The 14,643-nt window shown below is 40.8% G+C and carries 17 protein-coding genes; 9 read left to right on the forward strand and 8 right to left on the reverse strand.

Annotated features, from left to right (window positions below):
• Both rpsB and ABWK04_00685 read right to left on the reverse strand, forming a co-directional pair.
• Window positions 1-524, reverse strand: a 524-nt coding sequence (gene rpsB, locus ABWK04_00680) for a 30S ribosomal protein S2 (GenBank protein ID MEZ0360399.1), incomplete at its 3' end; no start/stop codon positions are given.
• A gap of 85 nt (window positions 525-609) precedes the next feature.
• Window positions 610-1,443 (reverse strand): Hsp33 family molecular chaperone HslO, encoded by an 834-nt coding sequence (locus tag ABWK04_00685; protein MEZ0360400.1) that lies wholly within the window; start codon window positions 1,441-1,443, stop codon window positions 610-612.
• Window positions 1,444-1,512: 69 nt separating this feature from the next.
• On the opposite strand from ABWK04_00685, the gene ABWK04_00690 reads away from it, so the two are divergent.
• The 4 genes from ABWK04_00690 to ABWK04_00705 are packed head-to-tail and all read left to right on the forward strand — an operon-like array spanning window position 1,513 to window position 4,638.
• Window positions 1,513-2,370 carry a COX15/CtaA family protein gene (locus ABWK04_00690; protein ID MEZ0360401.1) on the forward strand — a complete coding sequence of 286 codons (858 nt, stop codon included), beginning with the start codon at window positions 1,513-1,515 and terminating at the stop codon, window positions 2,368-2,370.
• Window positions 2,364-3,245, forward strand: coding sequence for a heme o synthase (gene cyoE / locus ABWK04_00695; GenBank protein ID MEZ0360402.1), 882 nt, complete (start codon window positions 2,364-2,366; stop codon window positions 3,243-3,245). Before ABWK04_00690 ends, cyoE begins: the two co-directional genes overlap by 7 nt.
• Before the next feature lie 6 nt (window positions 3,246-3,251).
• The gene (locus tag ABWK04_00700; GenBank protein MEZ0360403.1) at window positions 3,252-4,541 is read left to right on the forward strand and encodes a cytochrome C oxidase subunit I; all 1,290 of its coding nucleotides are present in this window, start codon (window positions 3,252-3,254) and stop codon (window positions 4,539-4,541) included.
• Entirely contained in the window at window positions 4,516-4,638 is a 123-nt protein-coding gene (locus ABWK04_00705; GenBank protein MEZ0360404.1) for a hypothetical protein, read from the forward strand. Before ABWK04_00700 ends, ABWK04_00705 begins: the two co-directional genes overlap by 26 nt.
• Here ABWK04_00705 and ABWK04_00710 read toward each other — a convergent pair.
• On the reverse strand, window positions 4,629-5,078 hold the full coding sequence (locus tag ABWK04_00710; GenBank protein MEZ0360405.1) for a nucleoside deaminase: 450 nt from the start codon (window positions 5,076-5,078) through the stop codon (window positions 4,629-4,631). The genes ABWK04_00705 and ABWK04_00710 overlap by 10 nt on opposite strands.
• An 80-nt stretch (window positions 5,079-5,158) precedes the next feature.
• Here ABWK04_00710 and ABWK04_00715 point away from each other — a divergent pair, with 80 nt between their 5' ends.
• Window positions 5,159-5,374 (forward strand): pantothenate kinase, encoded by a 216-nt coding sequence (locus ABWK04_00715; protein MEZ0360406.1) that lies wholly within the window; start codon window positions 5,159-5,161, stop codon window positions 5,372-5,374.
• Window positions 5,375-5,376: 2 nt separating this feature from the next.
• Complete coding sequence (gene lipA / locus ABWK04_00720; GenBank protein ID MEZ0360407.1) at window positions 5,377-6,204, forward strand: lipoyl synthase; 828 nt, start codon at window positions 5,377-5,379, stop codon at window positions 6,202-6,204.
• On the opposite strand, the gene ABWK04_00725 is transcribed toward lipA, so the two are convergent.
• Window positions 6,191-7,561 carry a mannose-1-phosphate guanylyltransferase/mannose-6-phosphate isomerase gene (locus ABWK04_00725; GenBank protein MEZ0360408.1) on the reverse strand — a complete coding sequence of 457 codons (1,371 nt, stop codon included), beginning with the start codon at window positions 7,559-7,561 and terminating at the stop codon, window positions 6,191-6,193. The genes lipA and ABWK04_00725 overlap by 14 nt on opposite strands.
• An 18-nt stretch (window positions 7,562-7,579) precedes the next feature.
• Between ABWK04_00725 and ABWK04_00730 the strand changes: the two genes are divergently transcribed.
• Genes ABWK04_00730 through lpxB form a run of 3 tightly spaced genes read left to right on the forward strand, consistent with a single transcriptional unit; the run spans window position 7,580 to window position 9,457 of the window.
• Window positions 7,580-7,924 (forward strand): 6-carboxytetrahydropterin synthase, encoded by a 345-nt coding sequence (locus ABWK04_00730; protein MEZ0360409.1) that lies wholly within the window; start codon window positions 7,580-7,582, stop codon window positions 7,922-7,924.
• A 13-nt stretch (window positions 7,925-7,937) separates the two neighbouring features.
• Window positions 7,938-8,351 carry a hypothetical protein gene (locus tag ABWK04_00735; protein MEZ0360410.1) on the forward strand — a complete coding sequence of 138 codons (414 nt, stop codon included), beginning with the start codon at window positions 7,938-7,940 and terminating at the stop codon, window positions 8,349-8,351.
• On the forward strand, window positions 8,351-9,457 hold the full coding sequence (gene lpxB / locus ABWK04_00740) for a lipid-A-disaccharide synthase (protein ID MEZ0360411.1): 1,107 nt from the start codon (window positions 8,351-8,353) through the stop codon (window positions 9,455-9,457). The genes ABWK04_00735 and lpxB overlap by 1 nt, the downstream gene beginning before the upstream one ends.
• On the opposite strand, the gene ABWK04_00745 is transcribed toward lpxB, so the two are convergent.
• The 4 genes from ABWK04_00745 to sbcD form a co-directional block, all read right to left on the reverse strand.
• Entirely contained in the window at window positions 9,434-10,399 is a 966-nt protein-coding gene (locus ABWK04_00745) for an RluA family pseudouridine synthase (protein MEZ0360412.1), read from the reverse strand. The two genes, lpxB and ABWK04_00745, sit on opposite strands and share 24 nt — an antisense overlap.
• Window positions 10,362-10,535, reverse strand: coding sequence for a hypothetical protein (locus ABWK04_00750; GenBank protein ID MEZ0360413.1), 174 nt, complete (start codon window positions 10,533-10,535; stop codon window positions 10,362-10,364). Before ABWK04_00750 ends, ABWK04_00745 begins: the two co-directional genes overlap by 38 nt.
• Before the next feature lie 10 nt (window positions 10,536-10,545).
• Window positions 10,546-13,449, reverse strand: coding sequence for an AAA family ATPase (locus ABWK04_00755; protein MEZ0360414.1), 2,904 nt, complete (start codon window positions 13,447-13,449; stop codon window positions 10,546-10,548).
• Window positions 13,430-14,643, reverse strand: a 1,214-nt coding sequence (gene sbcD / locus ABWK04_00760; protein MEZ0360415.1) for an exonuclease subunit SbcD, incomplete at its 5' end; no start/stop codon positions are given. The genes ABWK04_00755 and sbcD, both read right to left, overlap by 20 nt.

Raw genomic sequence — 14,643 nt, forward strand, 5'->3', positions numbered from 1 at the left:
TCTTGCAATGCTATGTGTTCCCTCACAGTATCAACGATCCATATGATATCAGGTACCCTTTCCAGATTGAGTATACCTCCGTAGAGCTTGCGAAGGCGTTCCATCTTTCTCCTCATCACTCTCACTTCCTTTTTGGGAAGAACATCAAACACACCTTCAGCTTCCATCCTTTCAAGAGTTTTGAGCTTGAGCATACTTTTCTTTACTGTCCTGAAGTTGGTGAGAAGTCCACCTACCCATCTTTCATTGATGTAGGGTACACCAGCCCTTTCGGCTTCTTCTTTTATGACGTCCTTAGCCTGTTTTTTTGTACCTAAAAAGAGTATTTCCGCCCCTTCTGCAACTTTATCCGCGATGAAGTTATACGCTTGCTCTAAGTATATGACTGTTTTGTTCAAGTCAATGATGTGGATACCATTCCTGACACCATACAGAAAAGGTGCCATTTTGGGATTCCATCTGCCTTTTGAGTGACCAAAATGCACGCCTGCCTCAAGCAGGTCTCTCATTGAGATTACTGCCATACTATACCTCCTTGGGTTTTGCCACCCTTTTCCTTGACCCTTTCGGGCAACCCAAGCGGAAAAGGTGCGGTCTTAATTTTTATTATTATAACATATCCTTTGTAAATCTGTAAACTCTACCACAGAATTTGCATACTACCTGTGCGGGACCATCACTTAGTATTTCCTCAAGCTCATTTTCTTCGAGCAAAGAGAGACTTGATCTGGCGATCTCTTCGTTGCACGGACAGTAGTACTCTATTTCCTTAAGTCCTATAAGTCTTGGCTCTTTATCTTTAAGTATTATATGCGCTATATCCTCTGGACGTGCCTTTCTTGCCAGGAGATCTTCAAGATTCATATCTACACTTTCGTACATACCACCCATTTTCTGAACGAGATACCCGCTTGCTGTTAATACCCTACCTTCGGGATCAAGTAATACAGACATATCTACTAAGGTTTTTATCTGTTCGGATTGCTCAAAATAGTAAGCGAGATTTTCCTTTATGCTGTCACTTACTATGGGTACTACGCTTGTGTAAGGAGTACCTAGGTTAAGCTCTTTTATGACTGTAAGTGTACCATTCCAAGGTTTTCTTACCTCCCCTTCAATAAAGCCTCTCACCTTACCTGTCGCATCAGCTTCAGCAACAACCACCCCATCTTGAAGATTCAGTTTAAGAAGCACTTTCTGTTTTGTAGCATGTTTAACACAAGACGTGAGCAATAGAGAAGAAATTAGTGCCTCTCCTAAAACCTTTGCTTTCTCTTCATCAAGACCGTGTATCCTTCTTGCAGTTTCTACACTCCTTCCAGCTCTCAAGACGTAAACTCTCATAAGTTCGTGTTTTGGGACAGCTATAACCATATAATCCCTTTCTTGAAAGTAATTTTTCAGATCTTCCCGTGTTCCTTCGTTTAGATCCTTGTACAACATGATCTTTAAATATATCTTCTGTGGACTGACAAAAACAAGCTTATAATTGATCCTTATGGAGGAGCTGTTATGTTAAGAGCCTTCATAATCTCGGCGATCGTCTTTACATACATAGTTATGGTGTGGGGAGGATTGGTGAGATCCTCGGATTCGGGACTTGCCTGTCCAAGCTGGCCTTTATGTTATGGAAGTTTTGAACTTCCTAAGGATACTGCTGCAAAACTTGAAATGGGACACAGAACGGTAAGCAGTCTTGCTGGTGTATTTACCCTTTTGACCTTTGTATACGTGTGGAGAAAAAAGAGAGGTATTCCCAGGTTTACATCAACTGTTGCACTTCTTTTTACCTTCAGCGCTGCACTAACAGGCATGAAGATGATAAAAGCCGAGACACCCCATCTGAAGTACATATCTCACATGCTTTTAGAGTCCGTGCATATATACGAATCTATGATAATACTTGGTTTTCTCGTGCTGACATACAGATTTATATACAGGGATAGCAAGCAAGAGGGTGTGCCTATCTACGCTTACATCTTTGCCTTAATAACCATGATAACAGGAGTATTGGTAAGATATACTGGTTCTGGTGAGGCATGTGGACACGAATGGCCTACATGCAACGGAAACATTATCCCAGACTTTACGTCCTGGAAGGTCGCCCTCCAATTTGTACACAGGAACTTAGCTTACACCACTTGGCTTGCCTTTTTGCTTGCCCTCCTTACCAGCTATAGCAGAACTACCCTTTTAGCTTTTATCTTTATAAACATACAGTTCCTGTTTGCGGTATCTATGGTGCTTACAGGCTTTTTCCTGCCACTTAGCTTTATGGACACCGCTATGGGATTTTTCCTCTTTGCATGGCTTACCTACAACGTACAGACAAAACCTACAATAAACCTTAAGGTGAAGGAAGCATGGTAGTGAAGGCTGTTGCTCTCTACAGAAGCGTGGTAAGGGATTATATCTTACTCACAAAACCGGGCATAGTTATGCTCGTACTTATAACCGCGCTCACGGGAATGTATCTGGCAAAAAAGGGCTTTCCCGATCCGTGGCTCATCTTCTGGTCCTTACTCGGTACTGGACTGGCATCTGCAGGATCTGCGGTACTAAATCAGTTTTTTGACAGGGACATAGATGCCATCATGTCAAGAACAAAAGGTAGACCCATACCATCGGGAAGTATAAATCCTCTCAACGCTCTAATCTTTGGTGTGATATTGCTTGCAGGATCCTTTTACATAATGGTGGTTTTCGTAAATCCAGTTGCCACATTTTTTACAGCTATCGCATCCTTTTTTTACGTAGTTGTTTACACGCTGGCTCTCAAAAGGAAAAGCCCATTAGCTACGGAAATAGGAGGTGTTTCAGGAGCGCTTCCCCCTGTCATAGGCTACACATCCGTTACCGGGCAGTTTGGTATGGAACCTCTCATTCTCTTTCTTATAATGTTTATCTGGCAGCCTCCTCACTTCTGGGTACTTGCGGTAAAGTACGCTGAGGATTACAAAAAAGCGAATGTACCCACACTCCCCGTGGTAAAAGGTATTTTTCAAACTAAGGTGAGAACTCTTCTGTATACCGCAGCACTTTTTCCCGTGAGTTTACTCCCAACTTTATACGGTGTAGCTGGTAAGATATACTTTTTCACAGCTTTTACCTTGAGCCTTATTTATCTTGTCCTCACTTTAAGATTTTTCTTTTCCAAAGACTCTAAAGGTATGTTTCTTTTCTTTTACTCCATCGTATATCTTGCACTTCTTTTCTCAGTTATGGTTTTTGATATGATAAGATAGATAAGCATGGAAAGAAAGTGGTTTCTACTCTCCATAGTTTCGCTTGGTCTGGGAGGTTTTCTCGCTTTTGTTGTAGCTATGGCAAGAACTCCAGGAGTTTATCAATACTTTCCGCCTGGATACTTTTATTACGCTTTAATAGGACATGTGGATCTGGCTATAGTGATATTTCTACTTTCCTTTACCCTTCTTGTGTGGAGTAGGGTGTATGAAATTGAAAATAGGTTAGCTTTTTATATTTCCCTGCTTGGCTTTTTGGGTGTAGCTCTTTCGGCTTTTTTGGGTAAGGGTACAGCAGTGTCCAACAACTATCTTCCCACTATAGTTCATCCGCTCTTTTTCGCAGGTATTATTTTCTTCTTTTCAGGCTTTACCCTACTCGCTTTGAACGCTTTAAAACGTGCATTTAGTGATATCTTATCTTACGATCCGATAAAGAATGCAGTGAGTGTCAGCGTTATACTCGGTGTTTTTATGATCATCGCAGTGATCCCTTCTTATCTACGTGCAGGTGATCCTTCCAATGTGTATATATTTTACGAAAGGCTCTTTTGGGCGCCTGGACATATACAACAATTTTTGAACGGTGCCATACTCTTATACGCTTGGTACTACCTCATTACTTTATTGGGTGTGGAGAAAAAGCTCGGTCTTTTGAGGTTTGCCAATCTTTCTTTTTTATTCTTCGGTTTTTTGCTTTTTTCTGTACCTATACTTTATACAGATCCTGTCTCCAGATCGGCAAAGATATTTACCGAAGTAAGTTATGCTATAGGTTTGGGTATCCCTATGTTTTTTCACGCCTTTAATGTGGTGAGAAATATAAAATTTGACTGGAAAAACCCCTTTTCCTCGGCTCTTACGCTTTCCCTGATTCTTTACTTTCTTGGTGTACTGATAGCTTACGCAGGTATAAAGGCTGACCTTCGCGTTCCAGCTCATTATCATGGGACTGTAACAAGCCTCACTTTGGCTTTGATGGCTGTCTCATACAGACTTGTAAAAGAGTATGGTTATGTGCGGAGCTTGAGTTCAGTTGTAAGGTTTCAGCCTTACCTTTACGGCATTGGAATGACACTTTTCATACTGGGGCTTTATTTTGCTGGAAGGGGCGGGGCTCCAAGAAAGACTTATGGCACAGGCTATACGGAGGATCCTTTTGTACTTTTTTCTCTCATAGTTATGGGTGTAGGAACACTGATGGCGGTCATAGGTGGTGTTATCTTCGTCCTATACATTTTAAGTTTGATACTGAGAGGGCAGGCTCACTATGAAGTACGGGAAGATAAGGGATGAAAAAGCTTTGGCGGTTGCCATTTCCCTTTTTGCCATAGTACTTATCACGTATCTTATCACCATATTTATAGCTTATATGATGACAACTCAACGTTGAGATCTCAAGCTTTTGAAAAAATCCTTAAGTAACTTCTGAGCCTCATCTACAGGTATATACTCCCACTTTACCTTATGGTTGAGCCTGACGTCATCAAACAGGTTATAAAGACTTATAACACCGCCATGTTTATAATCTTGAGCTAAAAAGATAAGCCTTTCAACTCTCCTCAAGATCATAGCGTAACTGCACATAAGACAAGGCTCAAGGCTAACGTAAAGTTCGCATCCATGAAGATACTTCTCGCCGAGCTTTTCAGATGCCTTTTTAATAGCTAACATCTCAGCATGAGCGGTGGGATCTCTAAGTTTTTGAGTGAGATTGTGCGCCTTTGCTATGAGTTCACCGTCCTTGACTATCACGCATCCTACGGGTATTTCTCCCAATTTGAAAGCCTCTCTTGCTTCTTCAAGACACAGCTCAATGAAGTTTTCCTCCATATGTCTCTTATTTTAAGAGAAAGATCATGGAAGGGATTCTCTCAACGTATACAATTGTAAAAAAAAAGGAGGTCAAAATCATGAAGAACCTTTATACGAGAGAAGATCTTTTTAGAAAAAATATATACATACATGGATCCAATGATGTACCTGATAGTATAGAGATAACGGATAAAGCTATAATAGTCAAAAGGGGAAGTCAAAGCATAGAGATACCCTTAAACTCAATGCGGGGGAAGGCTATACTTGATAGACTTTCTTACGATGGTGAGCTTGTTCAGGAGATATACTTATAAGAATGACTAAGCCCACCCTTATACTTTCACAAACCCACACGGTAAAGAGGTTGTTAAGGGAGTTGAGGTTAAGTACTGTATGCGAGGAGTCCAGATGCCCCAACATCTCCGAGTGCTTCAGTTCTGGAACAGCTACCTTTATGATATTGGGAGACGTTTGTACAAGGGGTTGTAGTTTCTGTAACATATCTAAAGGGAAACCCAAACCTCCAAGTGAGGAAGAGCCATTTAGGCTTTTTGATGCTGTCAGGAGAATGAGGTTAAGGTACGTGGTGATAACGTCGGTAACTAGGGATGACTTGCCAGATGGTGGAGCCGAGCAGTTCGCCAGATGCATAAGACTTATAAAAGATCACCTAAAAGATGTCAAAGTTGAAGTGCTTGTACCTGATTTTAAAGGTTCAACGGAATCTCTTAAGGTGGTGCTTGATGCCAAACCTGACGTTTTAAACCACAACGTGGAAACGGTGCCGAGACTCTATCCCAAGGTGAGGAAGGGAGCGAACTACGAAAGAAGCTTGAGCATTCTAAAGAAGAGTAAAGAGATCTCGTCACACACATTCACCAAATCAGCCATTATTTTAGGTTTTGGAGAGACAAAAGAGGAGATAATATCCGTAATGGAGGATTTGAGGGATGTCCGGTGTGACTTCCTCACCATAGGACAGTATTACCAGCCTTCACTTGAACACCATCCGGTAGTAAAGTATTACACGCAGGAAGAGTTTGAGGAATTGCGTAGTATCGCTTTATCTTTAGGGTTTAAGTATGTGGCAAGCGGTCCAAATGTTAGAAGCTCATACAGAGCCTTTGAGTTTATTGTGGGATAACATCCTCATCTCCCAAATACTCTCCTACCCTTACCTCTATGAGTTCCGCAGGGATAAAGCCCTGATTTTTGATAAAATAGGGGGTAGCCTTACCTGCAAAGCAACTATCACCTACACTCACAAACTTTTCCTCACTCTTCACATTAAATAAGAGCGTACCGCTAAGTATCATCCATGTTCTCGTGCTGTGCATGTGCATATGCGGACCTATTTCCCTTTGTGGATAAATGGTTAACCTATATATCTTGTAAGTGTTTCCCTCATCAAGCAGAAGCCTTCTGCCCCACCTTTCGTGAATTTCCACGTGGTACTTTGCCTCTCTTCTTCCCATACTTTTGAGCTTATTTACGAGATCCCTCACTTTGTGAGACGCATCCCTTCTTACAACAAGTACTGCATCTCTTTCCTCTATTACAGCCACATCACTGACTCCTATTAGAGCCACTAATCTTTCAGTGCTGTATGCTAAGGTATTTTCAGCATCCATTATTAGGGTATCCCCTACGTGTGCGTTTCCTCTGTCATTCACAGGAAGCACTTTGTAAAGCCCTTCAAAGGAGCCTACATCACTCCAATTTATATCCATAGGTATGACTGCTCCCTTTTTGGTTTTTTCCATCTCTATGTAATCAAAGGCTATCTCGGGGAGTTTTGAGTAATTCTCCAAAGCGTGTTCAAATCCTTCGCGTGCAAACTGCCACAATTCGGGAGCGTTTTCCTTTATCTCCTCAAGACCTGTTTTTAAGGTAAGGGCAAAGTTACCCGAATTCCACATATAAGAGCCTTCTTCCAAAAAGTTTTGTGCTACGGTGTAAGATGGCTTTTCAACGAAACGTTCCATCTGGTATGCTGTATAGTCCCCTTCCGAGAGTATGCTTTTGCCGAGCTTTATATAACCAAAGTTGGTATCTGGATACGAGGGTTTTATGCCAAAGGTTACTATATAGCCCATCATTGCTAACTTTGCACCAAACTTTAAATAGCTTACGTATTTCTCCGTTGGAGAAAGATAGTGATCAGAAGGCACAACGAACAGGACATCATCCTCCGAAGATGAGAGCTTTTCAAGTGCAAAGAGTATCCCGAGCATCACCGTGGGTCCCGTGTTTTTTTTCTCAGGTTCAAGGATGAGCGAGTAGCCTTCGTAGGGATAAAGGTGGTTTCTGACGTGATACTCATACTCATAAGATGTAGCTATCATTATGTCACTGTGGTCCAAAAAGTTTAGGAGCCTTTCATAAGTGAGCTTGAGGAGGGATTTATCTCCAAGTACTTTTAGAAATTGCTTGGGGTACTTTTCTCTTGAGAGGGGCCAAAGACGTGTTCCGCTTCCCCCTGCCATTATGAGAGCTTTCATGCTGTAAAATTATACACTATGCCGTGGATAATTGTAGTAAAAAGGGAATTTAATTCTGCACACTTTTTGACCGATTACCATGGATCTCCTGAGCCTCTCCACGGACACACGTGGAAAGCAGAAGTTCATATAAAGGCTGACAGCTTAGACAAAGGGGGAATGGGTTTTGACTTTGTTCAAATAGACAGCTTTCTAAAAGAGCTACTTCCAGACTACAAGCTTCTCAACGATATTTTTGATTTTTCTCCGAGTGCCGAGAACATAGCTAAGTGGCTTTATCACAAGGTTAAAGAGAGGTACCCTTCGCTTCAAAAGGTAGTAGTCTGGGAGACACAAAACTGTGGTGCTGAGTACTTTGAATGATATAATATAGACTGTGCCTGTAGATGAAGTTTACAGAAAAGCTATCCTTGAAAAGCTTATAAGAATAGAGGAACTCGTAAAGGAGAAAGTATGGAGATTTGTTAGGGAGATAGATGAAGAGGACCTTGAGTACGGTGTTAGTGAAGAAATCACCATAGAAGGGCTTGGAGAGCTTTGGGAAGAGGGTGTAGAGAAAAATAATTATTTAGAAATAGTCTCTACGGAGATCATGGAGCATCACGATGGTGCATATCTGAAGGCTATTTTTAGAAACTCTCTCAAAAGCACATATGCAGATAGGTATATAAGCATTTGGAGTTCTGGGAAAGTAGACACATCCCACGCTATGCTTTTAAAAATTGATGATCTCTCTTTGAGGATTGAGAGGGTAAAGGGAGACACATTCAAACTTTTTCTGAAAAAGTGATGCGAGTCTTTTTTTCCTTAGGTGAAAGGTCGGCGAGCAATTACGTTTATAACATATTTAAAGGTGTTGAGGGTATTGATGCATGGGGAATAACTGATGAAAGGCTTGAAAGTTTAGGTTTTAAAAGCATAGCTAAGATAGAAGATCTATCCACTGTAGGTATCGCTGAGGCTATTCCTAAGGTACCTTTTGTTCTCAAGCTCTACAGGAAGATACAGAATTTGCTTGAAGATATAGATGTGCTTGTGCTTTGTGACGCACCAGCCTTTAACCTTCCACTTCTCAAAAAGGCAAGGGGGAAAGTTAAGAAGATCGTATACTTCATATCTCCTCAGGTGTGGGCCTGGAAGGAAAACAGGGCAAAGCTCATAGCTCAGTATGCTGACCATATCATAGTCATCCTTCCCTTTGAGGTGAGCCTTTACGAAAGCTACGGAAAATTTAAGGTGCATTATGTAGGACATCCCCTTGTAGATATAGCTAAACCTTCACAAAGCCGGGAAAATTTTTTTAAGCTTGTAGGCGAGCAAAATATCGTAGGGCTTCTTCCCGGTAGCAGATGGAGTGAGATAAAAAGACATGCTTCTTATCTAAGGCGTGTATTTCTGGAGCTTCACAAGAAATACGACCTTTTTGGTGTGCTTCCCACTTTTGAACCTTTCAGGGAATATCTTGAGGAAGTCTTTAGGGACATTCCTGTCAAAATCCTCACCGAAGCTCACACGCCTACGCCTTCTTACGATGTTATGTCATACTCGGTGATGTCTCTGATTGCAAGCGGAACAGCCGAACTTGAAGCAAGTCTTCTTTTGAATCCCCACATAGTCTTTTACAGGGTTCATCCTCTTACATACTTTATAGGTAAGAGGCTTATCAGGGTAAAGTGGGTATCACTTACCAACTTGGTGCTTGGGAAGGAGGCTGTATCCGAAATAATCCAGAGAGATTGGAAAATTCTCTACGAATCTGCTGACAAGCTTTTGACATCCCAGAAGGTTAGGGAGAAAATGAAGGAGGATTTTATCAGACTCCGCCATATATTGGGAGAGGAAGGTGTAATAGGAAAGTTAAGATCTTTATTTTTAAGTATCTTCCAAGAAAGCTAAAACGCTCCTGAATGGTTCAGGATCCTGTATTTTAAAATCCATCCATTTACCCGAGATTGGATGTGAAAAAGCAAGGCGGTAACTCACAAGCATGTGGCAATCACCCATAAGCTCCCTTATCTTTGGGTCAACGGAGGAAGACTTAAAGCCGTATGTTGTGTCACCAAGAATGGGATAACCTAAAGAGGAGAGATGTACTCTGATTTGGTGAGTTCTACCCGTGTAGATACGCACATCTAAGAGACTAACTTTGTGCTTTTCAAACCTTTTTATAAGCCGATACTCCGTCTTTGCCGGCTTTCCATCTTGGCTTACAGAAAACCTTTTCCTATCTATTATATGCCTCGCTATGGGTTTTTCTATTACACCACTTTCCTCTTTTATAAGCCCGCTCACCAGAGCATGATAGAGTTTTAGTACTGTTCTATTCTGGAACTGCTTTGCAAGGGACACGTGAGCTTTATCCGTTTTTGCAACCACCATAAGCCCTGCTGTGTTTTTATCCAACCTGTGAACTATCCCAGGTCTTTCCACCCCACCGATCCCGGAAAGCTCCTTGACTCTGTAAAGCAGGGCGTTTACCAAAGTTCCACGGGAGTGCCCCGGAGAAGGATGTACAACAAGACCACACGGCTTTATTAATACAATAATGTGCTGATCTTCGTACACCGTATCAAAAGGTATATCCTCAGGCATTATCTCCAAGGGTTCGCCGCTCGGTACAAAAAAGGTAATTTTTTGTCCAGCTTTCACTTTTTTAGAGGGCTTTCTCACCTCCAACTCGTCTATAAAGACAAACCCTTCTTCTATGAGCTTCTGTATATAGCTCCTTGAAAACTCTCCATAAGCGTTGGTTAAAAAAGTGTCAAGTCTTTTACCTTCAGCTTCTTCACCAACTGTAAAATCAAGAACTTCCGTTACCTTCTTTACTGACTTTGACATGTATAACTATATCTTCCGGTTCCTCTTCAAGGTTTAAGCTTTTTATAAGCCCCACTATCACGTTGTGAGTTACCCTTTTGGGGAAATCCTTAAGTTTTACGTCCTTTCCATTCACCTTTATGATCACTTTATCCATAAGCAATATTTTATATAACCTCAACCCTTATTGTTGAGTAGTCACCACGCTTTTCCACCACTATCTTCTGATCAAACTTTTCTGCCAAATCCTCAAGGTGGCTTATTATTCCAACCATCCTTCCCGCATTAAGCTTTATAAGCTCAAAGAACTCTCCAAGAGACTCCCTGGTTTCCCTATCAAGAGCGCCAAAACCTTCGTCTATAAACATGCTTTCTAAAGGTGCGCTGTGAGAGATTACATCGCTTACCGCAAAGGCGAGTGAAAGACTCGCAATAAATGTCTCCCCTCCACTCAGAGTAAAAACGCTTCTCTCGTGTCCTGAGCTTCTATCAATCACACACAGATCCCCTTCTGTAAGCTTAAATTCGTAAATACCGGAGCTGAATTTGAGAAGGTAAAAGCTCGCTCTATCAAGTATAGTCTGTAGCATGTGTCTGCTGACAAATTCGGGAAACTTTTCACTTCTCATGTCTTTTTCCAGAGCTTCGTACTTCCAAAGCTCCCGGCTTAGCTTTATTATCTCTTGCTCTATGGCTTTTCTTCTTTCTATCTTTTCCCTTATCTCCTGTACCTCCCTTATTAAGATGCCCATTTCCTGATTAACTCTATATATAACTTTGTCCAAATCCTTCAACTTCTCTTCAATCCTCTGCCTGCTCAGTTCTTGAGGATACCCTGAGAGGATATTCTTTAACCGTTCTATCTGTGTTTTTAAGCTCTCGGTATGTCTTTCGTAATCTATAACTTCCTTTTCAAGCCTTTGCACTTCTTCCTTAGGAAGGCATAGCTCTTTGAGTTTTTCTATGTCCCCAAACTTTTGTAAAGCTGGGTATAATGTCTTGCCTACCTCGGCGAGTCTGGTTCTCATATCCTCTTTTAGTCTTTCTTTCTGCTTTATCTGTTCCTCAATACGGGAAGCTTTTATTCTTAACTCCTCCATGTATTTCCTCAGATTTTCGTATTCATGTTGCACAGAGGCTATCCTTCCTTTTATCTTACCAAGATCCTCCTCAAGTAATCCAAGCTCACGCTTTGGATCCCTAACGTGTCTTCCCAAGATCTCCGAAAGTCTCTTCATCTCTGTTTCTTCTTGGTTTTTAAGTTCAGAAAGATGTTCTTTTGCATGTTCCAAGCTTGCTTCAAGTTTAGAGAGGACTATCTCTTTTTCTGACTTTTTTGATCTTGAACTTTCACAGACCTGTCTTATTTGCTTTTCCTTCTCTTTCAAACTTTTGTAGAGATGATATTTTTTTTTGATCTCCTCATACTTTATGTAAAATTCCTGTTGGCTCATGCCACCTGATCTTAATATCTCTTCATGTTTTTGTCTAAGCTCTTTTATTCTGTTTTCATAGCCTCCTAAGGAGTTTATGATATTCTGTTCTTCTTTTCGTAAACTTTCAAGTTTTTCCCTAATTTGTGCAAAGCTCAAATCCTCAGAACGGTGATGTGTCACTATCTTATGAACCTCATTTCCACATACAGGACATATATCTCCAGGGAGGAGCTTACTTTTTATCTCGTGAACGTACGCTTCAAAAAGTGAACCCTCAAGATTCTTTACATCAGATTCCAAAAGGACAAGCCTTTCCTTATTTTGTTTAAGCAGTTCTTCTGTTTTTTCAATTTCCGCATATATATGTGGAAGCTGATCGTATATGGATTTTATGGCTGTAAGTTTTGCATACTCCTCTTCTACGTTCTCAAGTTCCAGCAATTTCTGTTCTATATCGGAAAGTTGTTTCTCTTTTTGCGAAAGATCCTCCTGGAGAATACCGAGTTCATCTTTTAACCTATTTCTCTGTTTTTCTCTATCTTCTATTTGTGTCAAGGTTTGGTTTATCTTTTTTTGGAGATCCAAAAGTGCGATCAATCTCTCTTTTGTTATCTCAAGCTCTCTTTCTTTAGATCTAAGCTCGTCAAGTTTAGTGTACTCTTGCTCAAGTCTTTTTCGCTCTTCCTCCATTTGAGTTAGCTCATCCTTGTACTTGAGCAGTTCCATATTAAGGAGCTTTTTCTCTTCAGTAAGTTTGTGGATATTTTCGCTTAGCTCTTCATACTCTTTCAGAGAAGGTGCGTAATCTAAAACCTCTTTGGCTGTATACAACTTCTCACGTTTTTTTTGGATGTCCTCATGAAGGCTCAAAAGCTTTGAAAGTTCAGATTCTCTTTCGGATAATTCCTTCTGAAGCCTTTCCTTCTCTATAGCTTTTTGTAAAAGTGCGCTCAGATCCTCTTTCTCTTTTGTAAGATGCTCAAGATTTTGTCGCTTTTTCTTAAGTTCTTCTTCTTTTTCTCTGAGTATGCCCTCCTGAGCGTATTTTATGGATTCGTATTCGGCATCAAGGGATTCCTTTTTTATCCTCAGCTGGCTCAGTGTATCCTTTATTATGCGGTTCATCTTTTCAAAGATCTCGTCATAACCTAAAAGTCTGTTAAGTATCTCCCTACGTTCTACAGGTTTGTTGGGTTTTAGGAATCTGTCAAACTGCCCCTGAGGTAGCACTATAACTTTGGTGAAAGTTTCGTAATCCATACTGAGAAGCTTAGATATGTATTCCTCCACCTCTTTAACTTTCAAATTAAGGAGTTTTGAACCTTCGTAAAATCTCACTACAGGGGATTTTGACACCTCATACAGTCTGTCTACGGCATATCTTTTGCCTTTAACAGAAAACTCAAAATAAACTCTCATACGCCTTTGTCCTTTTGAAAGTAAGTGTTCGTGAACACCAAGCCCTTTGTATCGTGGTACTTTTCCGTAGAGCGCGTAACATATGGCTTCTATGATACTCGTTTTTCCAGCGCCAGTTTTACCTTGTATTATGAAAAAATTAAGATCTGAAAAATCTATCTCCTGAGGTCTGGTGTAAGCGGTGAAGTTCTCAAGTCTAAGAAGTATGGGTCTCATGCTCGGCTCTCCACCGTACACTGATAAACTCTTCTCTTAACTCTTCGGGGAGTTCTACTCCGTAAGTATTTTTGTAGTACACTTTATACGCTTCCAAGAGGTCAAGATCACGACTCAAGTGTCCTTTGTCGGATGCGCTCTCACCCTCATACTCAACTTCAAACTTGACGAGCCTGTCTTCCAGTATATCCTCTATGTGCTTTTTCTTGATGCTGATAGTATTATCCCGTATATCTGTTTTTAAGATCACCTTCACCAAACCTTTTAAGGCTTTTAGACTTTCCAGCGCTGTGGAGAAACTTTCCTTCACGCTTATTACAACCTCATGAAGCTCTCTTTTTAGATCAAGCCTTATAGGTTTTACAGTAGGTTCATCTTCAAACACTACAAGATTTACATACTTTTGTGTACCTTTTTCAGAAAAGTCTATCTGGTAAGGGCTTCCCGAATAATAAACTCTCACTGGCGTTTTGTTTATCTTCTGATGCCTGTGTATATGTCCCAAAGCAACGTAATCAAACCCTGTAGGGATATGTTCTGGTTTTACAGCATAGAACTCCCCTACAGTGGATTGCCTCTCGCTTCCGGATACTTTTGCACTCTCCACCATAAGGTGAGCTAAAAGCACGGTGTATCTGGAACCTTCTACTTGCTTAGCGAGTACATTCAGATATTGAGCTACTTTTTGAGTGTAACTCTTCTGAGTGTGTTCATCTATATGGGTAAGTACCCTTTCGCTTGGATAAGGAAGACAAGCCACTGTTAGGTCTCCAAACTTTATTATGCAGTCTGAGGCATTTTTACATGGTCTGTCAAAAGCGTGTATACGTGCTATCCTCTTTAAATTTTTGTAGGACTTTATAAAATCGTAGCTGTCATGATTGCCAGCTATAAGTACTGTGTGGATACCTACACTGTGCATTTTGGTGAGAAAATCAAGAATCAGGTTCTGAGATTCGTGGTCTGGATGTGACTTATCGTATATATCTCCTGCGATCAAAAGAAGGTCTATTCTCTCCTCTTTACATATATTTATTATCTGTTCAAGAGCATAGTAAAGGTCTTCGTTTCTGTTTATCCTACCTAAGGTTTTCCCAGCATGTAGGTCGGATACGTGCAAAACTCTCATCTCAAAACTCTCCTTTTGAGTATGTCCTCCAATCTTTCTACGAGAGGATTCATAGGCTCTTTTTC

This window comes from Hydrogenobacter sp., from assembly GCA_041287335.1.
GTDB lineage: Bacteria > Aquificota > Aquificia > Aquificales > Aquificaceae > Hydrogenobacter.

What these genes read in the sequence shown, in the direction of transcription:
- ABWK04_00685 (MEZ0360400.1), bottom strand. Translation starts at nt 1,443, where the DNA reads ATGTTGTACAAGGATCTAAACGAAGGAACACGGGAAGATCTGAAAAAT.
- ABWK04_00690 (MEZ0360401.1), top strand. Translation starts at nt 1,513, where the DNA reads ATGTTAAGAGCCTTCATAATCTCGGCGATCGTCTTTACATACATAGTT.
- cyoE (MEZ0360402.1), top strand. Translation starts at nt 2,364, where the DNA reads ATGGTAGTGAAGGCTGTTGCTCTCTACAGAAGCGTGGTAAGGGATTAT.
- ABWK04_00700 (MEZ0360403.1), top strand. Translation starts at nt 3,252, where the DNA reads ATGGAAAGAAAGTGGTTTCTACTCTCCATAGTTTCGCTTGGTCTGGGA.
- ABWK04_00705 (MEZ0360404.1), top strand. Translation starts at nt 4,516, where the DNA reads ATGAAGTACGGGAAGATAAGGGATGAAAAAGCTTTGGCGGTTGCCATT.
- ABWK04_00710 (MEZ0360405.1), bottom strand. Translation starts at nt 5,078, where the DNA reads ATGGAGGAAAACTTCATTGAGCTGTGTCTTGAAGAAGCAAGAGAGGCT.
- ABWK04_00715 (MEZ0360406.1), top strand. Translation starts at nt 5,159, where the DNA reads ATGAAGAACCTTTATACGAGAGAAGATCTTTTTAGAAAAAATATATAC.
- lipA (MEZ0360407.1), top strand. Translation starts at nt 5,377, where the DNA reads ATGACTAAGCCCACCCTTATACTTTCACAAACCCACACGGTAAAGAGG.
- ABWK04_00725 (MEZ0360408.1), bottom strand. Translation starts at nt 7,561, where the DNA reads ATGAAAGCTCTCATAATGGCAGGGGGAAGCGGAACACGTCTTTGGCCC.
- ABWK04_00730 (MEZ0360409.1), top strand. Translation starts at nt 7,580, where the DNA reads ATGCCGTGGATAATTGTAGTAAAAAGGGAATTTAATTCTGCACACTTT.
- lpxB (MEZ0360411.1), top strand. Translation starts at nt 8,351, where the DNA reads ATGCGAGTCTTTTTTTCCTTAGGTGAAAGGTCGGCGAGCAATTACGTT.
- ABWK04_00745 (MEZ0360412.1), bottom strand. Translation starts at nt 10,399, where the DNA reads ATGTCAAAGTCAGTAAAGAAGGTAACGGAAGTTCTTGATTTTACAGTT.
- ABWK04_00750 (MEZ0360413.1), bottom strand. Translation starts at nt 10,535, where the DNA reads ATGGATAAAGTGATCATAAAGGTGAATGGAAAGGACGTAAAACTTAAG.
- ABWK04_00755 (MEZ0360414.1), bottom strand. Translation starts at nt 13,449, where the DNA reads ATGAGACCCATACTTCTTAGACTTGAGAACTTCACCGCTTACACCAGA.